Annotated in this window: 14 protein-coding genes; 9 read left to right on the top strand and 5 right to left on the bottom strand. The window is 50.7% G+C overall.

What is annotated here, in order from left to right; genetic code table 11:
• Window positions 1-48: 48 nt before the first annotated feature.
• On the bottom strand, window positions 49-255 hold the full coding sequence (locus V7775_RS19225; RefSeq protein ID WP_335753548.1) for a hypothetical protein: 207 nt from the start codon (window positions 253-255) through the stop codon (window positions 49-51).
• Window positions 256-642: 387 nt separating this feature from the next.
• Here V7775_RS19225 and V7775_RS19220 point away from each other — a divergent pair, with 387 nt between their 5' ends.
• Genes V7775_RS19220 through V7775_RS19185 form a run of 8 tightly spaced genes read left to right on the top strand, consistent with a single transcriptional unit; the run spans window position 643 to window position 8,518 of the window.
• The gene (locus V7775_RS19220) at window positions 643-1,851 is read left to right on the top strand and encodes an urea ABC transporter substrate-binding protein (protein ID WP_335753547.1); all 1,209 of its coding nucleotides are present in this window, start codon (window positions 643-645) and stop codon (window positions 1,849-1,851) included.
• Window positions 1,852-1,898: 47 nt separating this feature from the next.
• Window positions 1,899-2,765 carry a branched-chain amino acid ABC transporter permease gene (locus V7775_RS19215; RefSeq protein ID WP_335753546.1) on the top strand — a complete coding sequence of 289 codons (867 nt, stop codon included), beginning with the start codon at window positions 1,899-1,901 and terminating at the stop codon, window positions 2,763-2,765.
• A 12-nt stretch (window positions 2,766-2,777) separates the two neighbouring features.
• Entirely contained in the window at window positions 2,778-4,589 is a 1,812-nt protein-coding gene (locus V7775_RS19210; protein ID WP_335753545.1) for an ABC transporter permease subunit, read from the top strand.
• Window positions 4,582-5,280, top strand: coding sequence for an ABC transporter ATP-binding protein (locus V7775_RS19205; RefSeq protein WP_335753544.1), 699 nt, complete (start codon window positions 4,582-4,584; stop codon window positions 5,278-5,280). Before V7775_RS19210 ends, V7775_RS19205 begins: the two co-directional genes overlap by 8 nt.
• Before the next feature lies 1 nt (window position 5,281).
• Window positions 5,282-5,437 carry a hypothetical protein gene (locus V7775_RS19200; protein ID WP_335753543.1) on the top strand — a complete coding sequence of 52 codons (156 nt, stop codon included), beginning with the start codon at window positions 5,282-5,284 and terminating at the stop codon, window positions 5,435-5,437.
• Window positions 5,421-6,794 carry an amidase gene (locus V7775_RS19195; protein WP_335753542.1) on the top strand — a complete coding sequence of 458 codons (1,374 nt, stop codon included), beginning with the start codon at window positions 5,421-5,423 and terminating at the stop codon, window positions 6,792-6,794. Before V7775_RS19200 ends, V7775_RS19195 begins: the two co-directional genes overlap by 17 nt.
• Complete coding sequence (locus V7775_RS19190; protein ID WP_335753541.1) at window positions 6,787-7,926, top strand: transporter substrate-binding domain-containing protein; 1,140 nt, start codon at window positions 6,787-6,789, stop codon at window positions 7,924-7,926. Before V7775_RS19195 ends, V7775_RS19190 begins: the two co-directional genes overlap by 8 nt.
• 1 nt (window position 7,927) lies before the next feature.
• Entirely contained in the window at window positions 7,928-8,518 is a 591-nt protein-coding gene (locus tag V7775_RS19185) for an ANTAR domain-containing response regulator (RefSeq protein ID WP_335753540.1), read from the top strand.
• A 24-nt stretch (window positions 8,519-8,542) separates the two neighbouring features.
• On the opposite strand, the gene V7775_RS19180 is transcribed toward V7775_RS19185, so the two are convergent.
• The gene (locus V7775_RS19180) at window positions 8,543-8,968 is read right to left on the bottom strand and encodes an Lrp/AsnC family transcriptional regulator (RefSeq protein ID WP_335753539.1); all 426 of its coding nucleotides are present in this window, start codon (window positions 8,966-8,968) and stop codon (window positions 8,543-8,545) included.
• Window positions 8,969-9,090: 122 nt separating this feature from the next.
• Between V7775_RS19180 and V7775_RS19175 the strand changes: the two genes are divergently transcribed.
• Window positions 9,091-10,149 (top strand): saccharopine dehydrogenase C-terminal domain-containing protein, encoded by a 1,059-nt coding sequence (locus V7775_RS19175; protein WP_335753538.1) that lies wholly within the window; start codon window positions 9,091-9,093, stop codon window positions 10,147-10,149.
• A gap of 82 nt (window positions 10,150-10,231) precedes the next feature.
• On the opposite strand, the gene V7775_RS19170 is transcribed toward V7775_RS19175, so the two are convergent.
• Genes V7775_RS19170 through V7775_RS19160 form a run of 3 tightly spaced genes read right to left on the bottom strand, consistent with a single transcriptional unit; the run spans window position 10,232 to window position 13,240 of the window.
• On the bottom strand, window positions 10,232-11,239 hold the full coding sequence (locus V7775_RS19170; RefSeq protein WP_335753537.1) for an ABC transporter substrate-binding protein: 1,008 nt from the start codon (window positions 11,237-11,239) through the stop codon (window positions 10,232-10,234).
• The gene (locus V7775_RS19165) at window positions 11,218-12,582 is read right to left on the bottom strand and encodes a sensor histidine kinase (protein WP_335753536.1); all 1,365 of its coding nucleotides are present in this window, start codon (window positions 12,580-12,582) and stop codon (window positions 11,218-11,220) included. Before V7775_RS19165 ends, V7775_RS19170 begins: the two co-directional genes overlap by 22 nt.
• Window positions 12,572-13,240, bottom strand: a complete 669-nt coding sequence (locus V7775_RS19160; RefSeq protein WP_335753535.1) for a response regulator transcription factor — start codon at window positions 13,238-13,240, stop codon at window positions 12,572-12,574. Before V7775_RS19160 ends, V7775_RS19165 begins: the two co-directional genes overlap by 11 nt.
• Window position 13,241: the final 1 nt, after the last annotated feature.

Below are 13,241 nucleotides of genomic sequence, written 5' to 3'. Positions count from 1 at the left end.
CTGCACCTGGATCCTGATCCGCACATAAAAATAGCCGCCGAGGTCTGCTCAGCAGATGGGATGGATGGCTCCTGCGCCCATCGACGTCGTAATGCGCCATAGCTCTTGATCTGTGAAATAATTGCGTTTGATCTCGCGATAGACAGTCGCACGATGATGATTGGTCTGACCCACAATCTCAAACACTTTGACCTTTCGATGCAAAAGATCTTCAATAGTACGTCGTTCGGCTAGATTTAACTCGGCGCGGTTCATAAACTGTTCTCCAGACTTTCCAGTAGGATAGAGGAAAAGTCGCGTCCCAGTTTAGAATGTACCCGATAACACCGGAATTGCGCATAATCTTGATTATGCAAAATTTTGAACTTGAAGAACCGTTACTCCGAGGCAAGCATGCAACCCAATTATAATTGGGTGTATTAATTCTGGAGTAATTTTTGGCCTCCTAAAACAGCAAAAAACCGTATGCTAGATCACCCGTTGACAGCTGCCCATAGTTCAAACTACCTTAAAAAGGTGCAACGACGCACCTGAAATCATCAAGCATCGCAGCTGAGCAATTGTTCTGTTGTGGTTCTGCGATTCCTTTTTCATCACATTTCGGTTGCTCAGTCTGCCTCTCTCAACAGGGGAACTACTGAAATGAAAAACTATCTTAGCATCAGTGCTATCGCGCTTACGGCGGCCCTTGCGGCTAACGCTGCATTTGCCGACATCAAGGTCGGCTCGATCTTCGATCTAACCGGCGGCCTGAACATCTATGGCATTCAACAAGGCAACGCTTTGGATCTTGCCGTGGCAAGCATCAACGCCAACGGTGGGGTCCTCGGTGAGCAGATCGAAGTCGTAAGCTACGATTCACAATCAAAACTCAGCAAATACACACAGTTCGCGAACACTTCAGTTTTGCGTGATGGTATCTCAGCAATGTTCGCTGGCCTGACCAGTTCTTCACGTGAGGCGATCCGCCCCGTGTTCCGCGAAGCGAATATCCCATACTTCTACCCATCCCTCTATGAAGGTGGTGCGTGTGATCGACAGACTTTTGTAACTGGGTCTTCAGCCTCTCAGCAGCTTGAACCGTTGATCAAATGGGCTGTCCAAGAATACGGCCCCAACATCTATATCATGGCACCTGACTATAACTTCGGCACGATCTCTGCACACTGGGTACATGAATATGCCAAGCAAAACGGTGGTGCCGTTGTTGGTGAAGACTTCCTCGCGTTGTCTGTCACGGACTACGCGCCAACCATCCAAAAGATTCAGCAATCCAAACCTGACTTCGTTGTAGCCCTTCCTGTTGGTGCAAACCAAACTGGCTTTTTGGAGCAATTTGCAGCCGCGGGCCTAAAAGAGAATATTGGCATCGTGTCGTCCAACTATGGATCTGGCAACCAGCAGGTTGTTGTGTCTCCTGCGGCAGGTGAAGGTTTGATTGCAAGTGCGGGGTATTTCCAACATGTGGACAACCCAACAAACGTAGCATTCGTTGCTGAATGGGTTGCAGCTTACGGCGATGACACACCGATTGTGTCCGTGGCTGTAGATACTTGGAATGCAGTTCATGCATGGGCAGCGGCGGCTGAATCGGCTGGTTCCGCAGAACCTGATGCGGTTATTGCCGCGCTCGAAGGTGGCATATCGTTTGAAGCACCAAACGGCACCGTCACAATGGAACCCAGCTCTCACCACCTACGTCAGAACATCTACATCGTGCGCGGCAATGCGGATCATGCTTTCGATACTGTTCAAGTCATCGAGGCCGCCGCTCCTAGCTATGAAAACCAAGTCTGTGATTTGGTAAGCAACCCTGATGTGGCCAAGCACTTCACACCGGAATCAAATTAATAACTTAGGGCGCGTCGTTTGGGCGCGCCCGCCTGACGGAGGTTCCTATGGAATTCGACTTTCTGGCGACAGTTCTCCTGTCGTCACTCTCCAGTGCATCCATCTTACTGATCGCGACCATCGGCCTTGCTGTGGTGTACGGTCTGATGGGAGTTATCAATCTCGCACATGGTGAGTTTCTCATGGTCGGCGCTTACTCCGCGTTGACGGCTACCCAAATTGGCCTCCCCTACCCTTTGGCAATACCTGTCGCGGTTCTTATGACAATGATCATTGGCGCGATTGTCGAAGTGCTCATCATCCGGCGACTATATGGCCGCATATTTGACACGATGCTTGCGACTTGGGGTCTCGGAATGATCTTCAATCAAGGCGCGGTCCTTTTGTTTGGAACGGTGACACCTGGCATCGGTATGCCCCAGTGGAATATCCAAATTGGTGATTATAGCCTCGCTGTTTATCCACTTTTGATGATCGTCATTGCGGCCCTCATGGTCATCTTCGTTTACATTCTGATGATCAAGACTGTCTATGGAATGAAAGCACGAGCATCCATTCAATCGCCACAAATGGCACAGGCCATAGGTATTGAATCAACACGTGTGAACACCCTCACTTTTGCTGTTGGCTGTGGTCTTGCTGGGTTTGCTGGCGCGATCTTGCTCCCCATCATTCCGGCGACCCCGTCCATGGGCATGTTCTTTGCCGTCAAAGGGTTCCTGACCGTTGTTGTTGCAGGTCCAGTAACCCTGACTGGTAGCGCCCTTGCCGCGCTCGGTCTTGGCGGTGGTGCCTCACTGACAGCCAGTTTCATGACATCCGTTATCGGCGATGTCTTCTTCTTTCTCATTACCGCATTGCTGCTTTGGCTTTATCCCATGGGGATTTCGGCCAAATGGCGCCGCAAGTTGTAGGACGTTTACGCAATGTCAGAAAAACTCTTCAAATCGGCTGGGTTTGTATTCCCAGCCATCGCAACCCTCATTGCTCTAGCAATTTCTGGATTACTGAATCCCTATCTCGCATTCGTAGCAACGTCGTGGATCATCTTTGGCATTCTTGGCCTCAGCCTTGATATCGTGTGGGGACGTGGCGGATTTCTAAGCCTAGCACAAACCGCATTCTATGGTCTTGGTGGATACTTCGGCAGTGTGATCGCCATCAATTTGACCCCAACATTCGGGAATACGTTGATCTTGGCGCTGCCAGCAGGAGCGCTGTTTGGAGCTCTTGTAGCAGCAGCTCTTGGATACATCATCTTTTATGCACGCATGGGCGCGTTACAGAGCACGATCCTGTCTTACACATTCACATTGCTCCTTTGGTCGGTCACTCAGACGTTCCGCCTTAATGCAGGTGATGCGGTCATTGGTGGCGATAACGGGCTGTCAAACATACCCGGCATCGTTATCGGTTTTGGGAGTGAGGCCTCAAAGCTAAAACCGAATGGCGCCTTTATCGTGGTCGTGATTATAGCCGCGGCTCTTTATTTCCTAACTCGACACTTGATGAACAGTACCTTTGGGCGGATCGTTGATTGTGTTCGCATTGATCCCGAGAAAACAGAGCTTTTGGGATACGACGTTCGCAAAATACAGGTGATGAACTTCACATATGCGGGTGCAGTTGCAGGTGTTGCGGGTTCCCTCTTTGCCCTTTGGGCCAACTACCTAAATCCTTCGATTTTCTCAGTTCAAGAAGCGCTGCTCATTCCAATCTATGTTCTCGTTGGTGGTCTAGGCACGTTGTCCGGCCCGTTCTTGGGTGCGCTACTCATAGGCGGCTTATCATTTTGGCTCGGTGGAGGATCGGCTGGTGGTCAAACGACATTGATCCTTGGTGCTGTTCTTATCCTTTTGGTTCTATTTCTTCAAAATGGAGTTTTAGGGGCCCTAAGCAGCCTTTGGAGCAGGTTCCTACCCGATCCAAATGACGCTGCACGCAGCGCAGGTGCCGTGAAAATTGATGAAGCGGTCCTTGATCAAATCCTCGAGGACGCGGCCAAAGAAGCTGGTCCGGCAAAAAACCTTGGAACAGATGAGGCCTTCAAGAAATTTGGCGGTGTGATCCCGGTGAACAAAGTGACGCAAAGCTTTATTCCCGGAAAACCATACTCCTTGATCGGTCCAAACGGCGCTGGTAAAAGCTCGTATCTCAAGACTTGCGTAGGCTTGTACCAACCCGAGGGCGGGGCCGTTTTACTTGGCGATGAAGACATCACACGGGCGCATATCTTCCAACGCGTGCGCAAAGGCATGGGTGTCAAAAACCAAAAGCCACAAGTGTTCGGTGATCTAACCGTCAGCGACAATCTCTGGGTCGCGGCCTATTCGCGAACCAAAAACACCGAGAAGGCCGTTGACGTAAGCCGCAAAATTCTCGGTATGCTGGGTATGGACGCACAATCCGAAGTCCAAGCTTCAGCCCTGTCTCATGGACAGCAACAGTGGTTGGATATTGGTATGGTCCTCTGCCTCGCTCCGCGTGTCGTCTTATTAGATGAACCAGCAGCGGGCATGACCATCGAAGAAACGCGCGAACTTTCGTCGCTGGTTCGAACCCTTGCCCGTCACACCACTGTCGTCGTCGTTGAACATGACATGGAATTCGTTCGCACCTTGGAAGGACATGTGACCGTCCTTCACCAAGGCAAGGTATTTGCAGAAGGAGACATCGAAACGCTGCGTGCTGATGACCGTGTCTTGGATATCTATTTGGGGAGACGCGCGCATGTTTAAGATCGAAAACGCTACTGGCGGGTACGGCAAAACAACGATCATTCGTAATGTCTCGATTGAGGTAAAAGAAGGCGAGATTGTCGCCCTCTTGGGCCGCAACGGCGTCGGCAAATCAACACTGATGCGCTATGCGACAAACTTGATCCCGCCAATGTCTGGATCAGTTGAAATCGATGGAAAGGCAGCACCAAACTCACCCGCAAAGCAGGCAAGAATGGGTCTTGGGTATGTGCCACAAGGTCGTTTTGTGTTCCCTCGAATGACGGTGACGGAAAACATCGCGGTGGCCGCTGCGTCCAATGGTCATGATCCCAAGAAAGCCGTTGCAGAGGCACTCGAAGACTTCCCGCTTTTGCAGCCAAAAGCCGGTGATCTTGCGGGTGGTCTATCAGGCGGTCAGCAACAGGTTCTGGCTCTTGCCCGGGCACTTGCCATTGTTCCCAAAATACTGCTGCTGGATGAGCCGACCGAAGGTGTGCAGCCGTCGATCATTGATGAAATGGCGGGAATTCTAAAGCGTATCAACAAAGACAGAGGCATTGCCATCCTTGTCGCAGAACAGAACTTAGACTTCTGCCTTTCCGTCAGCCAACGGGCTTATGTCATGGAGAAAGGAGCAATCAGAATGGAAACAGATCGCGATAGCCTCCTCGCTGACAAAGCCCTGCAACAAGAATTGTTGGGGGTTTGATATGGCAGACGTTCAAAACCTAACTGACGACCAGAAAACACGGATCGCAGCAACACTTGCGCGCATTCGCGCCGGTTTAAACGCATCCGCAGGGTCACAATTTGAAGAACCTGCACACATTTACGTTCCGGAGGCACATCATGCTCAAGACAAATGATACAGGTTTGGAACCCATTGTTGCTCTGGCTGAGGGGAAACAGACGGCCGTCTCCCTAGCTCAACAGGCTTTGAAATGCGCTGAAGAGAATGCAATCCTCAATGCGTTTGCAGCGATAGATCCAGAGAATGTTCTGTCTCAAGCCAGAGCATCTGATGAACGTAGACAAGCTGGAAATCCACTGAGCGTGATTGACGGGATACCCATAGCAGTCAAAGATAATTACCTGACCGTCGACTATCCTACTACAGCCTGTTCTAACGCTTCTCCTCTTGAACCAAGCGGTTTTGATGCAACCGTTGTTGCGCGCCTTCGCGCCGCGGGTGCGGTTGTTTTTGGTAAAACCAACATGCATGAGTGGGCATTTGGAGCGACTAATACGACATCCAACATTGGTAAAACCAATAATCCGCATAACACGGATCACATCACGGGCGGCAGCAGCGGCGGATCAGCTGCTGCGGTTGCGGCAGGCGTCGTTTCCATCGCTTTGGGTAGCGATACAGGGGGGTCTATTCGTATTCCTGCGGGTGCTTGTGGTGTCTACGGGTTCAAACCCAGCTATGGCCGTGCATCGCGTTTTGGTGTGCTACCCCTCAGTTGGTCGCTCGACGCCCCCGGGCCAATCGCCTCTAGCTTGATCGAAATTGAGGCCGTCCTTTCGATTATTTTGGGTCATGATCCTGCAGACGCATCCACACATGGGTCGACGAAGTATAGAACGGAGCAAGCACCAATCACACCAAAGATAGTCAATCTTGTTGGGCCGGGTTTTGAACGTGCCGAGGATGTTAATGACGCACTGACAGCGGCATTGGCACTGCTGTCTATAGAAACGGCGGATCAATCATTGGCTGGCATAAAAAGCTACTTTTCTGCATGGGAGGCCATTCTTCATTCTGAAGCGTCTTCATACCATTCTCAACTTCTCGAAGAGAACCCCGTGGGGTTTTCTTCAATTACACGTGCGCACCTCGAGGCGGGTAAAAAGATCACTGCAGTCGAGATGTTGCAGGCCCAAAAATTGCGGTCACGTCTCATGGGTGCGCTGATGAACGATCTAGGAGATTGGGACGTTTTGTGTCTACCTACCCTTCCTGTTACCGCGCCAAAGCATGACGACGAATGGCAAGAATTTGGGGGCCAACGGGTTACCACTCAAGACAGCATGACATGGTTTTGCTGGATCGGAAACTTGGCAGGACTTCCCAGCATGACGATCCCGATTGGCACGGGGACATCTGGCCTTCCTGTTGGTATGATGTTGATGGGCCGCCCCGGTGAAGATGAGAAATTGTTAGCGATTGGTCAGAAAATCGACAAGGAACTTAAGCTAGGCGCAAAAACGAATGAGTAGCGAGAAAATCAAAATCGGGGTTTTGTTTTCCCAATCAGGACCAATGGCAGTGACTGAGAATGCGCATTTTCAGGGCACGTTGCTGGCCATCGAGATGATCAATAATAACGGCGGGATTGACGGGAAACTGATAGACTCAATCATCAAAAATCCACAAGGCGACGACCAGCGGTATGCTGAGATGGCAACAGAATTACTGCTCAAGGACCGCGTGAATTTCATTTTTGGCTGTTGCCTCTCTTCAAGCCGAAAGGCGGTCTTGCCTGTTATCGAGAGATATAACGGAGTTCTATTTTATCCATCCGTTTACGAAGGTTTCGAATACTCCCCCAATGTCATTTACGGCGGAGCCACACCCAACCAGCTCGTCATTCCGCTTTTGGAACATGTTTACGCAAACCAAGGTCAAAAAATTTGCCTATTAGGCTCTGACACTCTCTACGCGAGAGAGGTCAATCGGATTGTTAAAGAGTTCGTATCAGAAAGCGATGGAGAGCTGGTCAGCGAAACATACTTGCCCTTCGATACACCCGTCGCCGATATGAAGGCAGAACTGCGCAAAGTGTTCGCAGCAAATCCAGACGTCGTGATTTCAACTGTTGTGGGACAAGACAGCGTTACGCTTTATGAGGCACATTCAGAGCTCACTGGAAGTTCAAGAGGTGTTCCAATTGCGTCGCTCACGACAATGGAATCGGAGCTGGCTCAACTCTCGGCAGACGCAAAAGAAGGCCACATCGCCGTCGCTGCATATTTTGGATCGATGAATACGCCGCAAAACAGCATATTCAGAAAGCAATTTACGGATCGGTTTGGGGACGACTGTAGTCCAAGTGTCTATGCCGAAGTTGCATATTCACTTGTACATTTCTTTGCCGAAGCCGTTCGCCTAAGTGGCGTCGCGGATACCGACAGCGTCCTATCGGCCCTTTCCGGAGCCGTGTTCAAGGCTCCAGGTGGAGACCTTTCCATTGATCTTGATACCAACCATTTCACCCTCCGGCCATGTGTCGCAGAATCTACCAAGAGCGGAACATATGACATAGTTTGGCGTAGCAAGACTGCGGTCAGGCCTGATCCCTATCTGATATCCTACAACCGTTCCGTTCGCCGGCCAGAGACGAAGCATTAGAATGGAACAGACAAGAGACTACAAACTCCTGAAACGTCTACGGCAGACACGGGTTCTGGTTATTCATCCTGATGACCAAGACCGCCAAACCCTCATTGCCCACCTAAAGCGTATTGGCTGTCAGACTTCAACAATCTGGCCAGTTCCTACGTCTTTGCCAGATGAGGTTGATGTCGTCTTTTTCTTGTTGAACCGCCTTGATGAAGCCAAGTCGCTTGCTTGGATGGCGACCAACGAAGCAATAACGCGTATCGCGATCATTGCTTATGAAACCCCTGAGATTTTGGCCGAATTAGAACGCCTGCATGTGCATGGCGTATTATCAAAACCGATCCGTGTGTTTGGAGTGCTCTCAGCATTGACGACAGCAATCGGTGTAGCACGCCACGAAGGACGCCTAAAACAACGGATCAAGTCATTGGATGATACCCTAAAAGCGCGGCGACAGATCGAAAAGGCCGTGAAGATCCTATCAAGCTCGAAGAGTATTTCAGAGGAAGACGCATACAAGCGACTACGAGACAGATCGATGTCATCAAAGACATCCATCTCTGACTTGGCCGACGCAATCATCGCATCCGACGATATCTAGTCTCTAACATGGGGCTCTATGGCTCTAGCGGGCGCGGATTGTCGTCAACCTGATGTGGCTTTGCGTTTCCGCGACTTCGGGCAAGGCACGAATACGGTCTAGCACCTTGTCTAAATCAGAAAGCGACGAGGCCCGCACCTCGGCGACCAGGTCAAAACTGCCGCTGAGGGTATGGATATCGAGGATGGCAGTAATCCGGCGCAAGGAAGCTATCGTGACCTTCCCGTCATCCGCTTTTAGCCGAATAAGCGTAAAGGCACTGACCTGTGCATCCCCCTCACCCGCCGACAATTCCACAGTAAAGCGGTTGATGATTTTCTGATGTTGCAGGCGATCAATTCGGTTCTGCACCGTACCGCGCGACACGCCTAGTTTTTTCGCCAAAGCAGTTGCAGGCGTGCGGGCATCCTTTGTTAGAAGGTGTAGCAGTTGGTTATCCAGATCATCCATAGCACCACCGTTTATCAACGACTGACATAATGTCAAAACTTTAGCAGTATGGCATGCAGTTTCACATTCTGTCTGACACAGTCACGCGGTCTAATTCGTGCATCACATGAAAAGGTCTAAGAATGAAAAAAATCGCGGTATTGGGTTTGGGTAAGGTAGGCGCGTTAGCAGCCGAGCTGTTGCATGGTTCTGGCTTTGACGTGACGGGCATTGATGTAGCTGAACGTAACGACCTGCCCTTTCCGGTACAGACGCTGGACCTGACGCACACAAGCGGGGTTGAAGCGTTGTTCGCCCAGCAAGATGCCGTTTTGTCATGCCTGCCATTCAACTTGAATATTCCGTTGGCAGAAATTGCCCACCGCACAGGCATCCACTATTTTGACCTCACCGAAGACGTTCCGACCACAAACCGCGTGATCGAATTGAGCAAGACGTCCAAAGGCCTGATGGCACCGCAATGTGGGCTTGCGCCCGGCTTTATCGGGATTGTCGGCGCGTCCTTGATTGCCCAGCTCGATGATTGCCGTTCATGCAAAATGCGCGTTGGCGCGCTGCCACAGAACCCAACTGGATTGATGGGATACTCGTTCAATTGGTCGCCTGAAGGCGTTGTAAACGAATATCTGAACGACTGCGAAGTGCTGGAAAACGGCCAACGCAAGATGGTATCGCCAATGGAATGGATGGAAGACATCTATATTGATGGCATGAAACTAGAGGCCTTCACCACCTCCGGCGGCCTTGGGACCATGTGCGAAACCTATCAGGGCAAGGTTGCAAATATCGACTACAAAACAATGCGATATCCGGGGCACGCAAATTTGATGAATTTCTTTTTCCACGAACTTTTGATGCGTGATCGTCGTAAAGAAGCTGGTGAAATTTTGATCAATGCAAAGCCGCCTGTTCAAGATGATATCGTCTATGTCCATGCTGCTGCCGAAGGTACAATTGACGGGAAATTGCAACGCCGTGAATTTGTGCGTGGCTACCGCCCTGTTGAGGTTGCAGGAAAACAGCGCACAGCAATCTCATGGACAACGGCCGGATCTGTTGTCGCCATTATTGAGATGGTGCGCGACGGCTCACTTCAATCAACTGGTTTTTTGAAACAAGAAGAAATCAGTTTAGACGCATTCCTTGAGACACCGACAGGGGGCCTATACGCCGCAAGCTAGTAGTGCAAAATGCCCGCCCCGAGCAATTGGCGTGGGGTCCAACGTTTCAGTTGTGGGGGCCCTTTGGGGATCACATTCGACGTTACTCTTGAATGACTGAATCTTCCCACTCTGCAATAAACTTACGGCGTTTCAGTGCATCAAGAAATGTCATCAACGCAGGCTCCAATGCAATTGTTGCGCGGTCTACATCATTCAGTTTCGAATTCAGGGGTGGCAACGGCAAGACATCTGCGTCCGAGCCTGACTGTAGAGTAATCAAGTGCCGGATGAATGCTGATGCTGGCACAGGATGTGGTGCGTCGATTGAAACCATCGCGGTCCTCATCATTGTAGTTGGGAAATCCGATGGGAGGATGATCTCAATCCTATCTTCCATCTCAATGCGCGCGGTCGCGTAGCTGCCCAAAACATTATATGCGACCGCAAGAGTGCCATTCGCCAAATCGTCGATCATGTCCCCAGAACAGCAATACAAGCGCATGTCCAATGCGCCCATGACCTCCATCAAACGCCAATACGTTTCCGAAGCACGCGCGTCTTGCGTCGCAAATAAATACCCCAACCCAGACAACCGAACATCATAGGTGCCAACACGGCCACGAAAAACCTCTGGTCGCGCTCGTAACGCTTCGATGAGGTCTTGGCGGTTTTGCGGGATCGGGTGACCCGCAAACGCGGTGCGATTAATCACAATGGCCGCAGGTTCGGATGTGAACGCAAACAGGCTTTGTCGCCACTGGGCCCAAGGTGGATGGAATAGGTCAGGTATTGGACGAGCCAATCCGTCGTTCACGGTTTTTAACTGCAGGTCCATTGCACTGGAAATAACCAAATCGAAACCCGCCGGGTTTTCTCGAAAAATCTCATTAACATCTGCGGTGCCGATCACCAGATACTCGACTCCTACGTTAGGGTATCGCGATATGAACTTCTCAATCACGGGTGCAAACAATGATGTGTCGGTGCTGGAGATAATCCGAAGGTTTTGCCCCGAACTCTGATAGTTAAAAAGGTGCCTGTTTTCCCAATTCTGCGCAAACAGTGCGGTTGGCATTATCCACAGAACTAAAGCAATAATAATGCGCATGCGCCGCCTCCCGGTTGGTTTGACAAGTGTAGATCGCCGCCATGCGCTTTGGCCACGTCGAGTGCGATAGTGAGGCCAAGACCTGAGCCGATTGTTCCCTCTGAGTTTGTCCCGCGTTTAAACCGTGCCGCAAGCGTGTTGACCTCTTCTGTGGGAAACCCTTTTCCGCTGTCACAAATACTGATTTTTACATTTGGGTTGGCCGACACAACGACATCAATTGTGCCATCACTGGGCGTATATTTCATCGCATTATCTATCAAATTACGAACCGCGTTCTGTATCAAAACCGGATCACCCGAATAGGAAACCTGCACATCGCATTTATGGCGCAGCGCAAGGTCCTTCATTTCTGCAATTGGCGTCATGCGCGCCACAAGTTCGTCGACCAATGCACCCAAATCAAATTCTTGCCGCTCTAGGTGGTCCGCCCGAAACGTAATCATTGCATGATCCAAAAGCTGGCCCGCAGCGCGAGAGCTTTCATCGATGGCGCGGATCATAGATCGCACCGCTTGCCTGTTTTCTTCTTTATCCACACGTTGCAGCGTCGCCTCAGCGTAGGATCGCACAGTGGCCAGCGGCGTGCGCACACGGTGCGCAGCTTCAGCGATAAAATCCTCTGACTGGTTCAACGAATGATCCAACCGCCCCATCAATGAATTCAATGACGTAACTAACGGCACCATCTCGGATGGGATTGGTTTTTCAAACGGGCTTAGATCTTGAGGGCCGCGTCTGGTGACCGAAAGTGTCAAGCGCTTCAATTGCCCGATGGTCGTGGATGTCGCCCAAAATGACATGATAGCGGTGAGCGCAAAAAAGCCCGCGCCAAACATAAATGCAGTGCGCGAAATTTGGTCACGCGTACCAGAAAGCACGCCTTGGGTTTGGGCCAATGAAACCCGAATTGTGATGCGTTTTTTGTTGCCTATCAGTGTGCGGCTTGCTGTGACCAATCGAACCACTTCGCCTTGATGCTGTATAGTTTCAAAGACAGCTTCGCGGCCAGATACCGATGCCAGCGGCAATTCAGGGTAGCCAGATAGAAACATGTCATCTTGATAAATGGCGTAAAAAATACGGTCGTCAGTGACGGTGCTCAACATTGAAAAAGACGTATAGGGGATGTCGATTTCAACGGTGCCACTTCTGATCGATGCCGCGTCCAAAATCGATGTGACAGACGCCACCAAAATTCGGTCCTGTCCCTGCTGCGCCATTTGGGTTGCGTAATTACGGATCGTAAAAAATAGCAACAACGCCAGAATGGCTGCTCCACCGATCAGTATCAAAACCAATCGATTTCTCAGCGATCCTGAGGTTTGCAAGCTACGCGTCATTATCAAGCCGATACCCAAGACCGCGCAATGTGGTGATCTTTAACTCTGAGGGTTCAAGATGCTTTCGCAGGCGCCCTATATACACCTCAATCGCATTTTCAGAGACATCATCGTCGTATGAAAACAACCGATCTGACAGTTTTTGTTTTGAAAAGATTTGCCCTTGGGCGTTGATCAACAGCTCCAGCAGGCGCAGCTCGCGGTTGCGTAAAACCACCGACTGGCCCCTCACTGCCATCTGGCCCGCAACCGGATCAAAAACGATCCCGCCTGTTTTGATTACAGTCTGGGATTTACCCGCCTTCCTGCGCAAAACAGCGCGGCATCGCGCCTCAAGCTCCGCATGGTCAAACGGTTTTGTGACGTAGTCATCTGCGCCCAAGTCAAGCGATCCAATTCGATCCGACACCTGGCTTCGTGCCGTCAAAATGATGACAGGCGTATCCAAATCACTGGCCCGATGTGCCTTCAAAAAGGTACGTCCATCACCATCGGGCAGCATAATATCCAAGAGGATTAGATCGTATTCACCAGTTTCCACAAACGCGGTGGCGTCCGCTAAATTTGATGCATGTTCAATGACATGCCCGTCCAAACGCATACGAGACGATATGGCATTTGCAAGCTCTTGGTGATCTTCAACAAGGAGAAACTTCATG

Origin of the sequence: Sulfitobacter sp., assembly GCF_036960155.1 — a bacterium.
In the GTDB taxonomy this organism is placed as follows: Bacteria; Pseudomonadota; Alphaproteobacteria; order Rhodobacterales; family Rhodobacteraceae; genus Sulfitobacter.
The sequence above is the reverse complement of the archived record's forward strand: the minus strand, read 5'-3'. Positions and strand labels throughout refer to the sequence as shown.